The organism is Sphingomonas sp. Sphisp66 (assembly GCF_047324325.1).
GTDB lineage: Bacteria > Pseudomonadota > Alphaproteobacteria > Sphingomonadales > Sphingomonadaceae > Sphingomonas.
This window is the reverse complement of record NZ_CP168508.1, coordinates 1,723,269-1,738,897: the sequence shown is the minus strand read 5'-3', so window position 1 is coordinate 1,738,897 and position 15,629 is coordinate 1,723,269. Positions and strand designations below refer to the sequence as shown.

The window sequence follows — 15,629 nt, the reverse complement described above, 5'->3', positions numbered from 1 at the left end:
CCTTTCAGGGAGGGGAATTTCTGATCAGATATCCGCAAAGACATGGGTTTCGGCGCTGGCTCCGGGGTGCGTTACAGCCCCCTTATAAGCCGGACCGACATTTTGCGAGAAGCGCCAGAGCGCGCCCGACTGATAGTCGTTCATCCGCGGCTGCCACTTCGCCCGACGCTCCGCCAGCACGTCCTCAGGCACGTTGAGATCGACGGTGCCGGCCTCGGCATCGATGCTGATCTCGTCGCCGTCCTCGACCAGCGCGATCGGGCCGCCCTCGGCCGCCTCGGGACCGACATGGCCGATGCAGAAGCCGCGCGTGCCGCCCGAGAAGCGGCCGTCGGTGATCAGCGCGACCTTCTCGCCCAGGCCCTGGCCATAGAGCGCGGCGGTGGTCGACAGCATCTCGCGCATGCCCGGGCCGCCCTTGGGCCCTTCATAGCGGATGACGACGACCGTCCCCTCCTTGATCGCATTGGCCTCGACCGCGGCGAAGGCATCCTCCTCGCGCTCGAACACCTTGGCGGTGCCGGTGAACTGGAGGCGGTGCATGCCCGCCACCTTCACGATCGCGCCCTCGGGCGCCAGCGAGCCGCGCAGGCCGACCACGCCGCCGGTGGGTGTGATCGGGGTCTTGGCGTCGTAGATGACCTTCTGGTCGGGGTTCCAGGTAACCTCGTCGATATTCTCGCCGAGCGTCTTACCGGTCACCGTCATGCAATCGAGGTGGAGCAGCCCGGTCTGGGCCAGGGACTTCATCAGCATGTAGATGCCGCCGGCTTCGTGCATGTCCTTCGCGACATAGCGGCCGCCGGGCTTGAGATCGGCCATGTAGGGCGTGGTCTTGAAGATCTCGGCAACGTCGAACAGGTCAAAATCGATGCCGCACTCATTGGCCATGGCGGGCAGGTGCAGCGCGCCATTGGTCGAGCCGCCGGTCGCCGCGACGATGCGCGCGGCGTTCTCGAAGGCTTCGCGGGTGCAGATGTCGCGCGGGCGGATCTGCTTCTCGATCAGCGTCATTACCTGACGGCCCGCGGCAATCGCGATCTCTTCACGCGACTTGTACGGCGCCGGCGCCATGTTGCTGTTCGGCAAGGACAAACCGATCGCCTCGGCAACACAGGCCATGGTGTTGGCGGTATACTGGCCGCCGCATGCGCCGTGGCCCGGGCAGGCCGCCTTCTCGATCGCAGTGACTTCCGAGAGCGGGCATTTGCCGGCGGCATAGCGGCCGACGACCTCGAACACGTCGATGACGGTCAGGTCGCGTTCCTGGTAGCGGCCCGGCAGGATCGAGCCGCCATAGACGAAGATCGACGGCACGTTGAGGCGGAGCATCGCCATCATCATGCCCGGCAGCGACTTGTCGCAGCCGGCGAAGGTGACGAGCGCGTCGTAGCAATGGCCGCGCACCGAGAGCTCGACCGAGTCGGCGATGACCTCGCGGCTGACCAGCGAGGACTTCATGCCCTGGTGCCCCATGGCGATGCCGTCGGTCACGGTGATCGTGTTGAAGCGGCGCGGCATGCCTCCGGCTTCGTTCACGCCGGTGCGGCACCAGTCGGCCTGCTGGTCGAGCGTGGTGTTGCACGGCGCGCTGTCATTGCCCGCCGAGGCGATGCCGACGAACGGCCGGGCGATCTCCTCCTCGGTGAGGCCCATGGCGTAATAATAGCTGCGGTGCGGGGCACTCTCGACGCCGACGGAAACGTAGCGGCTGGGGAGCTTGGACTTGTCGAATCGGTTGGTCATGACGCGCAAGCCTATGTCGCGGAGAGGGGGTTTTGCGCAAGACTATTGCGCAAACTTTTTGTGGCGCCTGCGAAAGCCCATCCACTCCCCTCCCTGCAAGGGAGGGGTCGGGGGTGGGTTGCGAGCGCAGCGAGCTTCTGCCAGCCGACCGCAGAAACAGGAAAGGCCGGGCATCGAGCCCGGCCTTTCCTAACCCACCCCTAGCCCCTCCCTTGCAGGGAGGGGAATCTAGAGAAGATGCCCGGCCAGATTCGCCAGCACCCCGGCCCATTCCCCTGCCCCCGCATCCTCCCGGATCAGGTCGTTGCGGATCTCGATCGCGACCGAGGGGATGCCCTGCCCCTCGGCATGTCGGTTGAGCGTCGCGTTCAACAGCCGGCCCGAATAGGGCTCGTTGTCGCCGGTGACGTAGCCGCGGTCCCGGAAGAACTGCACCGTCGGATGCGCGGCGCGGGTGTCGCGGTTGTAGAGGACGCCGACCTGCCAGGGGCGGGCGGTGCCGCCATGCTCGAGGCAGGGCGTGAAGCTGTGGATCGAGAGGATCAGCTTCGGGCGCTGGGCGCGGATGCGGTTCCGCAGCACGCGGTGATAGGGCGCGTGGAAGCGGGCGATGCGCGCGGGCTTGTCGATGCTCTCGTTGCCGGGGATCAGATGGCCGTCGCTCCGGTGCGGGATCAGGCCGATATGATCGGGCTCGCGGTGGAGATCGATCACCAGCCGCGAGACGGTGGCGAGGATCGCGGGGCAATCGAGCCTGGCGGCCAGCGCGCGGGTGACGGCGGCGGCGCCGATGTCGATCGCGATATGGTTGTCGAGCAGTTCGGGCGCGATGCCGAGGTCGATATCGGCGGGCACCGCGTTGGAGGCGTGGTCGCAGAGCAGGAGCACGTCCTGTGCGCCACCCTCCAGGATCTCGGCGGCGCTCACCAGGCCGGGTTCCGGCGGGCGCGGAAGGCGGCGAGGCCCTCGGCGAACTCGGCGCCGCCGAACGCGTCCTCGAAGCCCTGGTCGGTCTGCTCGCCGCGCAGGGTGCGCTTGAGCAGTTGGACGGCCTGGGGGGCGTTGCCGGCGATGGCATTGGCCATGGCGGTGGCGGTGTCGATCGCCCTGGCGGTCTTCAGCTCGACCAGGCCGATCTTGTGGACTTCGTCGGGGCGGAGCTTGTCGCCGGTGAAGAGGAGCAGCGAGGCCATGCCCTTCCCGACCTGCGCCTCCAGCCGGGCGACATCCTCGCGGGGATAGCCGAGGCCGAGCCGCGCCGGGGTGACAGCGAATTCGGAGAGCTTGCCGGCGATGCGGATATCGGCGGCGAGGATCAGCGCCACCGCGGCGCCGAAGCAGCCGCCGTCGACCGCGGCGATCACCGGCATGGGCAGCGCGGCGATCGCCTCGATCCCTTCGCGCATCGCCTCGCGGAATTTGGTGCGGAGCGCCGGATCGGCCTGGAGCTGCTCGAACTCGCGGACATCGGCGCCGGCGGAGAAGATGCCGGGCACGTCGGAGCGGAGGATCACGGCGCGGGCATCGCCGACCTCGCGCGCGGCGGCGGCGAGTGCCTGCCAGGCCGCGGTGGGAAGCGCGTTCTTCGCCTCGGGCCGGGCGAGCGCGATGGTGGCGACATTGCCGGTGCGGGTGAGATGGATCATGGCGCGGATCGGCCCGAATGGCGGCGCGCTGTCAAGGGGTGGATGGGGCGGGACTTGGAGACTCTCCGCGCCCGCGCCACCGACAGACGTTCTGCTCCCGGCAGTCGATCCGCTGGGGGTGGTATGCGCGCGAAACTCACAAAGGCGGGTTTGCGAGGGTGGTTAATGGCCTCTCTTTCCCCGGCGAAGGCCGGGTCCCAGTCTAAGCGTGCGCGGCGAAGACGCGCCAAGGCGCGTGACTTTCAAGTCTGGGCCCCGGCCTTCGCCGGGGTAAAGGAGAGGGAAATCAGGTGAGCCGGCTGGGCAGTACCCACCAGCCATTGGCCGCCAATACCTCCGCCGCAGCATCCCGGTTCACATCATCGTCGAACAGCGCGAAGCAGGTCGCGCCGGAGCCGGACATGCGGGTCAGCCCGGCGCCCGGTTGCGCGGCGAGCAACGCCAGCACCTCGCCGATCACCGGGGCGATGGCGCGGGCCGGCGGTTCGAGGTCGTTGCGACCCTGGCGCGGGTCGGCCGGCAGCGGACCGCGATCGACGTCGTCCCAGCGGCGGAACACCTCGGCGGTGGAGACCGCCACGCCCGGGTTGACCAGCAGCACCGGCGTGCCGGGCAGGCCGGCGACCGGCTCGAGCTGCTCGCCCCTGCCCTTGCCGATCGCGGTGCGGCCGAACAGGCAGGCTGGCACGTCCGAGCCCAGCGCGTCGGCGATGGCGAACATGTCCTCGATCGCGACACCGTGCAGCCGGCCCAGCGCGCGCAGCGTCGCCGCCGCGTCGGCCGAGCCGCCGCCGATGCCCGAGGCGACCGGCAGGTGCTTGTCGAGCGTGATCGCATGGGCGCCGTGGCCGAACTGCTCCCGGAACGCACGGGCGGCGCGGGTGACGAGATTGTCGCCCTCCCCGCGCAGCACCCCGGCGAAGGGACCGGCCAGAGTGAAGCTGTCAGCATCGGCCGGCTCGACCTGGACGATGTCGCCATGCTCGACGAAGGCGAACAGCGTCTCCAGCTCGTGATAGCCGTCGGGGCGGCGCGCGCGGACGTGCAGCGCCAGGTTGAGCTTGGCCCTGGCAATCTCGGTGACCATCAGTTCAACCCGTTCGCCAGCTTGGCCTGGAGCCGCGTGGCATCGGCGGGGCCGGCGCTCACTTCGGCGGCACGCCAGGCGTAGCGTGCCTCGAACCGGCGGCCGAGCTTCCAATAGGTGTCGCCGAGATGCTCGTTGGGCCGCGAGCCGCCGGGATCGGCGCGGACCGCCTGCTCGAGCAGGGGCAGCGCCCGGGTGAACTGGCCATCGGCATAGTAAGCACGGCCGAGCGAGTCGGTGATCGCGGGATCATTGGGCTTGAGCTTGCGCGCGCGCTCGAGCAGCGCCTGGGCGGCGGGGAGATCGACGCCGCGCTCGACCTGGGCATTGCCGAGCCAGGTCAGCGCCTCGGGCTCTTCCGGGGCGAGCTGGACCGCGCGCTGGAGAACGGGCAGCGCCTCTTCCCAGCGGCCGGCACGATCGAGCGCGGCGCCGCGGAGATAGTAGAATTCCCAGCCGCTCTCGTCGCCGGCGCGGACCTGGGCATGGGCATAGGCTTCGGCAGCATCGGCATAGCTGCCGGTCTGGAAGAGCAGCTCGCCATAGGTGCGGATCTCCTGCGGGCTGGCCTTTTCGGCAGCGGCGAGCGCCTTCGCATCGGCCAGCGCCTCGGGGAGGCGGCCAGCCTTGCGCAGCGCGGCGACCCGACCGGCGGCGGCACCGCGGACGAAGGGGCCGTCGGTGCGGATCTCCGCGAGCGTGCGCAGCGCGAGATCGGTGGCGTCGCTGCGCGACAGGGCGTCGGCGAGGAGCAGCCGGGCGCGGTCCTCCTGCGGATCGAGCAGCAGCGCGGCGCGGGTGAGCAGGATCGAGAGCGGCGCCAGCTCCTCGCCGCCCAGATCGGCAGCGAGGCTGAGAAAGGCATGGGCGGCGCCGAAGGCGGCATCGGGTCGGCCGCCCTTCGCCTCGCGCTTGCGCCAGGCCTTGCTCGCCCCGGCGAGGTCGCCGAGGAGCTGCTCGGCCTTGTCGGTGCGGCCGGTGCGGAGCAGCGCGATGCCGGCATCGATGCGCGCGTCCGGCGCATCGTCGGTGCCGCCGAACGCGGCGAGCGAGAACAGGCCCTGGTCGGTCTTGCCCGCGGCGATCAGCAGCAGCGCCCGGTGACGGCCGGTGAAGCGCGAGGCGAGCGCGTTGCCGCGCGCAGTGTCGAGCAGGGGCAGCGGATCCTCGCCGCGATCGAGCGCGAGCCAGGCGCCGAGCACGGGCACCATGAAATCGAGCTGCGCCTTGGACATGCGCTCCAGCGCCTTTTCGGCACCGAGCCGGTCCCTGCCCTTCAGCGCGACGGCGAAGGCGAGCAGATCGGTGTCGGGCGGGGCGATGCGCGCGGCGACCAGCGAGGCGGCGGCGCGGGTGGCGAGCGCATAGTCGCCCGCCGCCAGCCCCTGGCGATAGGCGCGCATCGCCAGCACCTGGTCGCCGGGCACCGCGGTGAGCGCACGGGCATAGCCGGCCGCGGCACGGTCAGGCTCCCCCGCCGCATCGGCGGCGCGGGCGCGGGCATAATCGCGCAGGTCGAGCGGAGGCTCGGCCCGTTGCTGCGCCGCTGCCGGCAGGGCCAGCAGCAGCATAGCCATCAGGGCGGCACCGGCCCGCACCCCCACCCGGCCACCCAACGGCAGTATCATATGGGTGGCCGGGTGGAGGTGCGGGCCGGTGCGGCGTTCGGCGTCAGCCGAACCGAACAGCCAACTACATGTTCGGATAATTGGGGCCGCCGCCCCCTTCGGGGACCACCCAGTTGATGTTCTGGGTAGGATCCTTGATGTCGCACGTCTTGCAGTGGACGCAATTCTGCGCGTTGATCTGGAAGCGCAGATCGTCGCCTTCGCCGACAACTTCGTAGACACCCGCGGGACAGTAGCGCTGCGCCGGCTCGGCGTACACCGGAAGATTGTAGTTAATCGGGATTTCCGGGTCCTTGAGCGTCAGATGGACCGGCTGGTCCTCCTCGTGATTGGTATTCGAGATGAACACCGAGGAGAGACGATCGAAGGTCAGCACGCCGTCGGGCTTGGGATAGTCGATCTTCGGCGCGACCGATGCGTGCCACAGCCCTTCATTGTCGGGCTTGTGCTTCATGGTGAAGGGCCAGCGCAGGCCGATCAGCTCGCTCCACATCGCGGCGCCGGCGAGCAAAGTGCCCCAGGTGTCGCCGAACTTCTTGACCAAAGGCGCCACGTTGCGGACGCCGCGCAGCTCCTTGTAGACCCAGCTCTTCTCGTACGCCTCGGGATAGGCGGCCAGCTCGTCCGCCTCGCGGCCCGCGCCGACCGCGGCGAACGCCGCCTCGGCCGCCATCATGCCGCTCTTCATCGAAGTGTGGGTGCCCTTGATCCGCGGCACGTTGAGGAAGCCCGCCGCGTCGCCGATCAGCGCGGCACCGGGCGCGACCAGCTTGGGCACCGACTGCCAGCCGCCGTCGGAGATGGCGCGGGCGCCATAGGAGACGCGCTTGGCGCCCTTCAGGATCGCCGCGATCTCCGGATGCGTCTTCCAGCGCTGCATCTCCTGAAAGGGCGAGAGATAAGGATTCTTGTAGTTGAGCCAGGTGACGAAGCCGAGCGCGACCTGCCCGTCGGCCTGATGATAGAGGAAGCCGCCGCCATTGGCGCCGTCGGTCAGCGGCCAGCCCTGGGTGTGGATCACGCGGCCGGGCACGTGATTGGCGGGATCGATGTCCCACAGCTCCTTGATGCCGATGCCGTAGATCTGCGGCTGGCTGTCCTTGTCGAGCTCGAAGTTGCGGATCAGCTGCTTGGTCAGATGTCCGCGGCAGCCCTCGGCGAAGAAGGTGTATTTGGCATGCAGCTCGAGCCCGGGCTGGTAATCGCCCTTGTGCTCGCCGTCGCGCGCCACGCCCATATCGCCCGTGGCGACACCCTTCACGCTGCCATTGTCGTTGTAGAGGATCTCGGCCGCGGCGAAGCCCGGAAAGATCTCGACGCCCAGCTCCTCGGCCTTGCCGGCCAGCCAGCGGCAGAGATTGCCCAGCGAGCCGGTATAGGTGCCCTTGTTGTGCAGGAACGGCGGGGTGATGAACTCGGGGAAGCCCGACTTGCCCTTCGCGCTCAGCACCCAGTGGTGGTTCTCGGTCACCGGCGTGCTCGCCAGCGGACAGCCATCCTCGCGCCACGTCGGCAGCAGCTCGTCGAGCGCTTTGGGATCGATCACCGCGCCGGAAAGGATATGCGCGCCGACCTCGGAGCCCTTCTCCAGGATGCACACCGAAAGCTCGCTGCCCGCTTCGCTGGCCAGCTGCTTCAGCCGGATCGCCGCCGAAAGGCCCGCGGGGCCCGCGCCGACGATCACGACGTCATAGGGCATCGACTCCCGTTCGCTCATCATCGCATCCTTCATAGTCTTGGCCTGAAACGCGCCGCACCGCTTGTCGTCGCATGCTGGCAACGTCCTGTCCCTTGGTCGATGAAGGCAGATTGACCCGCCCGTCAAGCCGTGACTCTGTGCAGTGGTGGGAGGCGAATACACAGCGGATTGGGGGCGTACCCTCGCGAGCGCACTCGAATGGTGGCGCGATGCGGGTGTCGAAACCCTTCAGGAGGATGAGGCTCGCGACTGGCTCGCGCGGCCGGCGCCCGTGCAGGTGGCGCAGGCTGCCGTAACGTCGCCCCAGCCCGAGGTCCTGCCGGACACGCTTGCCGCCTTCACCGCCTGGCGCACCGGCGAGACCGTGCCCGAAGCCGGCTGGATGACCCCCAGGATCGCCCCGAGCGGCCCAGCCAACGCCCAGATCGTCGTGCTGACCGACATGCCGGAAAGCGACGACCAGAGCGAGATTCTCGCCGACAGCGCCGCCGGAAAGCTGTTCGCGCGCATGCTGACCGCCGCGGGGATCGCGCGTGATTCGGTCTATTTCCTGCCGCTCGCCGTCGCCCGCCCGCTCGCCGGCCGGATCCCGCCCGACCAGGAGGGCCGGCTGATCGAGATCACCAAGCATCACCTCAAGCTGCTCCAGCCGGCTAAGCTGTTGATTTTGGGACAAACGGCGAGCCGTGTCCTGGCTGAGACGAATGACGGCGGCGCGGCAAATGGTTTAGTCGATGTTAACCACTTCGGTGGCAAAACCGCAGCCGTAGCGAGCCTGCACCCGCGCTTCCTGTTGGAGCGCCCGGCCGCCAAGAGCGAAGCCTGGAAGCACCTGCTGCAGTTGACCCGGGGGACCCTGTGACCATGCGTATCCTGCTTGCCGCCGCGTTGATCGCGTCACCGGCGCTGGCCCATGCCGCCGATCTGTCGGCCGGCACCACCAATGCCAACACGGCCGAAGACGGCGCCGCTGCCCCTGCCCCGCGCGAAGGCGACGGCATTCCCGAGCAGCTCGATTCGGACCAGAAGGCCGGATACCGCAAGGTGTTCGCCGCGATCCGTGCCCAGCGCTGGCAGGATGCCCAGCTCCAGCTCGATTCGATGAAGCCGGGCCCGCTCCATTCGATCGCCCGCGCCGAACTCTACACCGCCAAGAATTCGCCCAAGGTCGAGCTCGCGCCGATCCTCCAGCTGATCGGCGACGCGCCCGAGCTGCCCCAGGCCGACCAGCTCAGCCGCATGGCCCGGACCCGCGGCGCGGTCTCCACCCCCGCCATCCCCGCCGCTGCGCGCCTCGTCTGGTATGACGGCGCCCCGGTCCGCCAGCGCGCCCGCTCGATCAAGAGCGACACCGCCGCCACCGAGATCGCGCTCGCCATCCAGCCCTATGTGAAGGCCGATCAGGGCCTCGAGGCCGAAGGCGTGGTGAGCAAGTTCGAGGCCGACCTGACCCCCGAGGCCAAGACCGAGTGGCAGCAGAAGGTCGCCTGGATCTACTATGTCGCAGGCGATGACGAGAATGCCCGCCGCGTTGCCGCCAAGGCGCAGGACGGCTCGGGCGACTGGGCCCCGCAGGCCGACTGGGTCGCCGGGCTCGCCGCCTGGCGCGAGCAGGACTGCGCCGGCGCCACCGCCGCCTTCGAGCGCGTCGCCACCCGCGCCGCCGATACCGAGCTGCGCTCCGCAGGCCTCTATTGGGGCTCGCGCGCCGAGATGGCGTGCGGCCACCCCGACAAGGTCGAGGTGAAGCTGCGCGCCGCCACCCAATATGGCGAGACCTTCTACGGCCTGCTCGCCAAGTCGGCGCTCGGCATCGAGGACAAGCCCGGCAAGGGCGAGAGGTTCGTCGCCGAGGACTGGCGCGCGCTGGAGCGCCGCCCCAACGTCCGCGTCGCCGCCGCGCTGGTCGAGATCGACGAGGATGGGCTGGCCGACGAAGTGCTGCGCTACCAGGCCAAGATCGGCTCGGCGTCCGAGCATCTCGCGCTGACCCGCCTGGCGGGCCGGCTGAGCCTGCCCTCCACCCAGCTCTGGCTCACGCACAACTGCCCGCAGGGTACCCAGCCGCTGACCGCGGCGCGCTATCCGGCGCCGAACTGGACGCCCGCCGGCGGCTGGCGCGTCGACAAGGCGCTGGTGTTCGCGCACACGCTGCAGGAATCGCGCTTCAACTCCGAGATCCGCAGCGCCGCCGGCGCGATGGGCCTGATGCAGGTGAAGACGGGCGCGGCGATCGACATCGGCCGGCGCAACGGCATGAACTATGCCGCCAGCGACCTGACCAAGCCATCGGTCAACATGGAGATCGGCCAGTCCTATCTCGAGCAGCTGCGCGACCAGCCCTTCACCGGCGGGCTGCTGCCCAAGGTGATCGCGTCCTACAATGCCGGCCCCACCCCGGTTTCCAACTGGAACGCGATGATCAAGGATGGCGGCGATCCGCTGCTCTATATCGAGAGCATCCCTTATTGGGAGACGCGCGGTTACGTGATGACCGTGCTGCGCAACTACTGGATGTACGAGAACCAGGAGGGCCGCAAGTCGAGCAGCCGCGAGGCGCTGGCGCAGGGCATGTGGCCGAAATTCCCGGGCATGCAGGGCCCGACCGCGGTGCGGCTCAGCGCACGCAAGCTCGCCTTCCACCAGGACGGCAATGCCAATCGATAACAGCATCGCCTTCCGCCCGGTGCGGATCGCGGTGCTGACAGTCTCCGACACGCGGACGCTGGCCGACGATCGCTCGGGCGACCGGCTGGTCGAGCGGCTGACGGCGGCGGGACATGTGCTGGCGGCGCGCGAGATCATCAAGGACGATGCGGACGCGATCGTGGCCCAGCTGGAACGCTGGATCGGCGATCCGCAGGTCGAGGTGGTGCTGACCACCGGCGGCACCGGCGTGACCGGCCGCGACGTGACGCCCGAGGCGCTGGCGCGGGTGCAGGAAAAGGAGATCCCGGGCTTCGGCGAGCTGTTCCGCTGGCTAAGCTACCAGTCGATCGGCACCTCGACGATCCAGTCACGCGCCACCGCGGGCGTGGCGCGCGGCACCTATGTCTTCGCCCTGCCCGGCTCGACCGGCGCAGTCACCGACGCCTGGGACGGCATCCTGGCGAGCCAGCTCGATATCCGGCACAAGCCGTGCAATTTCGTGGAATTGCTGCCGCGGCTGGGGGAGCGCTGATGCTCCGATTTCGCGACGCCTGCGACATTTCCCTAATCCGACTATCCTGAGTAGCCATTGAGCTTGTCGAAATGGCGTATCGAAGGACGGGCTTCCTTCGATACGGGCTTCGACAAGCTCAGCCCTACTCAGGATGATCGGATTTGAGGAGGAACTTCAGCCCCTCACTTCTTCCCGCCGGCCGCCTTTTCTTCCTCGTCCATGAAGGTGAACAGGTCGGCCGTCATCGACTGCCACCAGTCGACCGTATCGGAGAAATTGGCGAAGCTGACCTTGCCGATCGTGGTGACGTCCATCCAGGTCGAGAGGTCGCCATCCTTGTCGATCACGATGCGCAGGAAACGCTTCCTGGCGTTCCAGCGATTGGCCATCTCGACCGAGAAATAGGGCTGCTTCTTGTACCAGGAGAAGAACTGCATCGAGGTGCAGCCCTTGGCCGCGCTGCAATCGTAGAACTCGATCGTGAACGCCGAGCCGTTGGCGGCGCTGGAGATATAGGGATCGCCGTTCGAATCATGCTTCAGCAGCTCGGCCTTGTAGCCCGCCTCCTGGAGGAGCTTGGCCACCTGCTCGGGCCGCGACAGATCGACCATCCGGGCCGGATCGGCGCCCTGCGCCATCGCCGGCATCGCCCAGATACCCGCGGCCAGCGCGACTGCCATCATTGCACCCCGCATCATTCCCCCTCCTGCATTTGCGGTGCGGGAATCCCGGCCATGCCAGGCACACCGGAAATCCCTGTTCCGCCAACCCTATCCCCGAGGTGCCGGCGCGGCAATCATTCCGGTTCGTTGACGAATACGCCCAGGCCGTTCCCCGCCGGATCGCGGAAATGGAAGCGTCGGCCGCCGGGGAAGCTGAAGATCGGCACGACGATCTCGCCGCCCGCGGCCTTCACTGCCTCGAACGCCGCCTCGAGATCCTGCACCTCGATGATCGGCAGCAGCTGCTCGATCACATGATCGGTGCTACCGTTGATGCCGAGATCGGTGTCGCCGGTGGTGGTCGCGGCATAGTCCGGTCCGAAGTCGGTGAACTTCCAGTCGAATGCCTTCGCATAGAAGTCGCGGGTGCCTCCCACGTCCTTCGAGGGCAGTTCGAGATAGCTGATCCGTGCCATGTTCGCCTCCAATGTTCTTGCTATGTTCTAGATGCGCGCCTAGGCTTTGGCAATGGCAAAGAGTCGGCCGGTGCGCGGCGCCACCCTCAACGAGGCGAGCAGCCGCTTCAACCTTCCCGCGCGCGAGGCGGACGGGGAATGGCTCGACATGCGCGCGGCACTGGACGACGCCCCGCCCCCGCTGCGCACGACCGTGACGGTGGAGCGGGCGCGGACGATCATCACCCGCAACCAGTCGCCCGACATCGCCTTCGATCGCTCGATCAATCCCTATCGCGGCTGCGAGCATGGCTGCATCTATTGCTTCGCCCGGCCGACCCACGCCTATCTCGACCTGTCGCCGGGGCTGGATTTCGAGAGCAGGCTGTTCGCCAAGCCCGACGCGCCGGAGCTGCTGCGCGCCGAACTGGGCAAGCGGGGCTATGTCTGCCGGCCGATCGCCTTCGGGACCAACACCGATCCCTATCAGCCGATCGAGGCGGAGTGGCGGATCACGCGGGGCTGCATCGAGGTGCTGGCCGAGCATGACCACCCGCTGACCATCACCACCAAGTCGAACCGGGTGACGCGCGACCTCGATATCCTCGCCCCTATGGCGCGGAAGGGGCTGGCGGCGGTGATGCTCTCGATCACCTCGCTCGACCCGAAGATCGCGATGACGGTGGAGCCGCGCGCGCCGCATCCGGAGAAGCGCCTGCAGGCGGTGAAGCAGCTTTCCGATGCGGGGGTACCGGTGTTCGTCTCGCTCGCGCCGGTGATCCCGCAGGTGACCGATCACGAGATCGAGCATATCCTCGAGCGCGCGGCGGCGGCGGGCGCGCGGACGGCGTTCTTCCTGCCGGTGCGGCTGCCCCACGAAGTCGCGCCGCTGTTCCGCGCCTGGCTCGACACCCATTTCCCCGATCGCGCCGGCAAGGTGATGGCGACGATCCAGTCGATCCGCGGCGGCAAGGACAACGACCCCAATTTCCACACGCGCTTCCGAGGGCACGGCCCCTGGGCGGAACTGCTGCGCACGCGGTTCAAGATGGCGGCGAAGCGCTATGGGCTGGACCAGGAGGTGCTGCGGCTCCGGACCGACCTGTTCCGGCCGCCGAGGGGGGCGCAGGGGGAGTTGTTTTAAACTCCCTCTCCCCGGCCCTCTCCCCTGAAGGGGAGAGGGAGATTAGGTGCACATCGTATCCAGCGGCAGCAGCTCGGGCGCCTGGGGTTCCTTCAGCCCCTTTGCCGCCATCGCGCCGTTCAACCCCTGGGGCTGCGGCGGCAGCGCAGGGTTCAGCTCGGGCGCATAATAAGCGTCGCGTTCCGCCTCCTCGATCGAGACGAACCGGTAGCCCTTCTCGCGGTACAGCGCGATCAGCCGGGGCATCATGCGCGCATCGAAGGCGCCGAGGTGCATCAGCAGCACATAGGGGATGTCGCGGCCATAGAGCGCCTTGGCCATCTCGCGGGAGCGGTCCGCCTGGACCGCGGCATTGCCCAACCAGCTATGCTCCATCTTCAGGATCGCGTCGGCGTCCCCCTTGGCGACGCAGCGGGCATAGGCGTTGTTGAACGCCCAGTCGGAGAAATCCATCGTCACCGTGGCGACCTTGTAGCCGCGCTCGGCCAGCAGCTTGCGGATGCGGGCGCGCTTCGCCGGGTCGGCCGAGGCTTCGGAGAGGAACGGATAGCGGAACCAGCGCCAGTCGGCCGTGCCCATCTTCGCCTTGAGGATCGGCTCGTTCTTCTCCAGCTCGGACAGGAATTGCGCGTCGCTCAGGTCGTTGAGATTGGCGTGGCTCCAGCCGTGATTGCCGAGCGTCAGCCCCGCCGCGCGCCATTTGTCGAGCACCGGCGCCGAGGCCGGCTCGCGCTCGAGCTGGACGCCGTTGATGAAGCCCATCGCCGGCGCCCCGCCCGCCTTCAGCGCCGCGACGATCTGCTCGGCGATACCCACGCGCGTATATCCTGCGGGCAGCGGCGCATGGGCGGTGAGGTCGTCGAAGGTGAAGGCGATCATCGGTGCGGGTGTGGCGGGCGCGGCCACCCTGCCCTTGTCCTTCACCCTGTCCGACAAGAGCGACAGCGGCACCGCATCGGCCATCGCCTGGTAGCCGGCGACCGAGGGGTGGAGCCCGTCATTGTCGTACGCCTTCAGCAGCTTCGTCGGCGCGGCGGGATCGCGCATCGCGGCGTCGAGGTCGATCACCCCGTCGAAATTGCCGGGCGTGCGGATCCAGGCGTTGACCGCGGCGCGATCGGCCTCGTTCTGCGCATCGGGATGGTAGTAGGACGAGCCGCCATAGGGCGTGATCGTCGCGCCGATCACCTTGATCCCGTGCGCGCGGGCGCGGGCGACCATCTGGCGATAGGCGCCGATCATCCCCTCCACGAGCGCGGTATGCGCCTCGGGCGTCGCCGGGGCGTCACGGGTGAGCGTGCCGAGATCGTTGACGCCTTCGAAGATCACCAGATGGGTGACGCCCGGATAGCTCAGCACCTCGCGATCGAAGCGTGCCATCGCATTGGGGCCGAGCCCGTCGTTGAGCAGCCGGTTGCCGCCGATGCCGGCGTTGAGCACCGCCATGTCGGCGAGTTCCGGGGTGGCGCGCAGGCGGCGCTGGAGCGCGTCGGTCCAGCGCATATTGCTATTGGGCTGGACGCCGTAGCCGTCGGTGATCGAGTCGCCGAGGATCACCACCGCCGATGCCCGGGTCGAAACCGTCTCGATCGCGCCGATCTGCACCCAGCGATCGGCGGTCTTGGCGCCGGGCAGGTCGGCATCGCCGCTACGATCGCCGTGGAGCATATGGCTGGTCGCGCGCGAGCCCGGATGGCCGGTCTGCTGCACCGGGGCATCGGGCAGGTAGAGGGTGATCGCCAGATCCGCCCCCGCCTTCACCGGCAGGGTGATCGGATCCGACCAATAATCCGCGCCCGCCGGGATGGTCACGCTCTTCGCGCCGCCGAAGCGCAGGCCGGCCAGGCTGGCCGCATCGATCCGCGCCGAGGCGGGATCGGCCGAGCGCGCGATCGTCGCCGCGCCGATGCGCAGCGGCTGGGTGCCATAGGCATTGGTGAGGCGCACCCGCAGCCTGGTGCCGGCGATCTGGATGCGGACGATCTGGCGGAGCGTCGCGTCCTTCAGATCCTCGGCCGGCAGCGCATTGTTGCCGGGGATCATCTGCGACGTCGCCCAGGCCGTCACCCAGCGCTCGCCCGGCGCCGCCGCGGCGCCCAGCAGCAGGACCAGCGCCATCAGGCGCGCGATCAGCCCCATATCCCTCTCCGTGCTTATCTTATGATAGCGCTACCATAGCCAAGCCATGTTTCGGCGCAATGGCCAAAGTGTTCCGCGGGTGCCGGGGAAAGGGTGGCCACCGCGTGGGTGCGGTGGCCTGGAAAGGTGGGGCGGCGGAAAGAGGGATCAAAACGCCGCCCGGGTCCGAGGACCTGCCCCCTCTTTAGCTGTATGGCCGATTCGGACATAATCAGGAAACATACGGTAAGCGGAGTGAAACAGTTCGCGGATTGCACGCG

13 protein-coding genes are annotated in these 15,629 nt (G+C 68.4%); 4 read left to right on the top strand and 9 right to left on the bottom strand.

Annotated elements, in window-relative coordinates; genetic code table 11:
• Positions 1–24 precede the first annotated feature (24 nt).
• The 6 genes from ilvD to ACEN8G_RS08440 form a co-directional block, all read right to left on the bottom strand.
• A complete protein-coding gene (gene ilvD / locus ACEN8G_RS08465; RefSeq protein WP_413418645.1) occupies positions 25–1,746 on the bottom strand; it encodes a dihydroxy-acid dehydratase in 1,722 nt (573 codons plus the stop codon).
• 228 nt (positions 1,747–1,974) lie between these two features.
• A complete protein-coding gene (locus tag ACEN8G_RS08460) occupies positions 1,975–2,673 on the bottom strand; it encodes an N-formylglutamate amidohydrolase (RefSeq protein WP_413419149.1) in 699 nt (232 codons plus the stop codon).
• Complete coding sequence (locus tag ACEN8G_RS08455) at positions 2,670–3,392, bottom strand: enoyl-CoA hydratase/isomerase family protein (protein WP_413419151.1); 723 nt, start codon at positions 3,390–3,392, stop codon at positions 2,670–2,672. The genes ACEN8G_RS08460 and ACEN8G_RS08455 overlap by 4 nt, the downstream gene beginning before the upstream one ends.
• A 286-nt stretch (positions 3,393–3,678) precedes the next feature.
• Positions 3,679–4,479: a 4-(cytidine 5'-diphospho)-2-C-methyl-D-erythritol kinase gene (locus tag ACEN8G_RS08450; RefSeq protein ID WP_413419153.1), complete on the bottom strand. Its 801-nt coding sequence runs from the start codon at positions 4,477–4,479 to the stop codon at positions 3,679–3,681.
• Positions 4,479–6,056, bottom strand: a complete 1,578-nt coding sequence (locus tag ACEN8G_RS08445) for a tetratricopeptide repeat protein (RefSeq protein ID WP_413419155.1) — start codon at positions 6,054–6,056, stop codon at positions 4,479–4,481. Before ACEN8G_RS08445 ends, ACEN8G_RS08450 begins: the two co-directional genes overlap by 1 nt.
• A 115-nt stretch (positions 6,057–6,171) precedes the next feature.
• A complete protein-coding gene (locus tag ACEN8G_RS08440; RefSeq protein ID WP_413416569.1) occupies positions 6,172–7,824 on the bottom strand; it encodes an electron transfer flavoprotein-ubiquinone oxidoreductase in 1,653 nt (550 codons plus the stop codon).
• A 127-nt stretch (positions 7,825–7,951) separates the two neighbouring features.
• Here ACEN8G_RS08440 and ACEN8G_RS08435 point away from each other — a divergent pair, with 127 nt between their 5' ends.
• From ACEN8G_RS08435 to moaB, 3 genes are read left to right on the top strand one after another with little or no spacing between them, the layout of a single operon-like run.
• Positions 7,952–8,668, top strand: coding sequence for a uracil-DNA glycosylase family protein (locus tag ACEN8G_RS08435; RefSeq protein ID WP_413416571.1), 717 nt, complete (start codon positions 7,952–7,954; stop codon positions 8,666–8,668).
• Positions 8,669–8,670: 2 nt separating this feature from the next.
• On the top strand, positions 8,671–10,473 hold the full coding sequence (locus ACEN8G_RS08430; RefSeq protein ID WP_413416591.1) for a transglycosylase SLT domain-containing protein: 1,803 nt from the start codon (positions 8,671–8,673) through the stop codon (positions 10,471–10,473).
• Positions 10,460–10,987, top strand: coding sequence for a molybdenum cofactor biosynthesis protein B (moaB, locus tag ACEN8G_RS08425; RefSeq protein WP_413416573.1), 528 nt, complete (start codon positions 10,460–10,462; stop codon positions 10,985–10,987). The genes ACEN8G_RS08430 and moaB overlap by 14 nt, the downstream gene beginning before the upstream one ends.
• Positions 10,988–11,151: 164 nt before the next feature.
• On the opposite strand, the gene ACEN8G_RS08420 is transcribed toward moaB, so the two are convergent.
• Positions 11,152–11,667 carry a YbjN domain-containing protein gene (locus tag ACEN8G_RS08420; protein ID WP_413416575.1) on the bottom strand — a complete coding sequence of 172 codons (516 nt, stop codon included), beginning with the start codon at positions 11,665–11,667 and terminating at the stop codon, positions 11,152–11,154.
• Positions 11,668–11,765: 98 nt separating this feature from the next.
• Positions 11,766–12,107 carry a VOC family protein gene (locus ACEN8G_RS08415; protein ID WP_307119381.1) on the bottom strand — a complete coding sequence of 114 codons (342 nt, stop codon included), beginning with the start codon at positions 12,105–12,107 and terminating at the stop codon, positions 11,766–11,768.
• 52 nt (positions 12,108–12,159) lie between these two features.
• Here ACEN8G_RS08415 and ACEN8G_RS08410 point away from each other — a divergent pair, with 52 nt between their 5' ends.
• Positions 12,160–13,230 carry a PA0069 family radical SAM protein gene (locus ACEN8G_RS08410; RefSeq protein ID WP_413416577.1) on the top strand — a complete coding sequence of 357 codons (1,071 nt, stop codon included), beginning with the start codon at positions 12,160–12,162 and terminating at the stop codon, positions 13,228–13,230.
• Between the two features lie 42 nt (positions 13,231–13,272).
• Here the strand turns inward: ACEN8G_RS08410 and ACEN8G_RS08405 are convergent, their stop codons facing one another.
• A complete protein-coding gene (locus tag ACEN8G_RS08405) occupies positions 13,273–15,369 on the bottom strand; it encodes a GDSL-type esterase/lipase family protein (RefSeq protein ID WP_413416579.1) in 2,097 nt (698 codons plus the stop codon).
• Positions 15,370–15,629 lie beyond the last annotated feature (260 nt).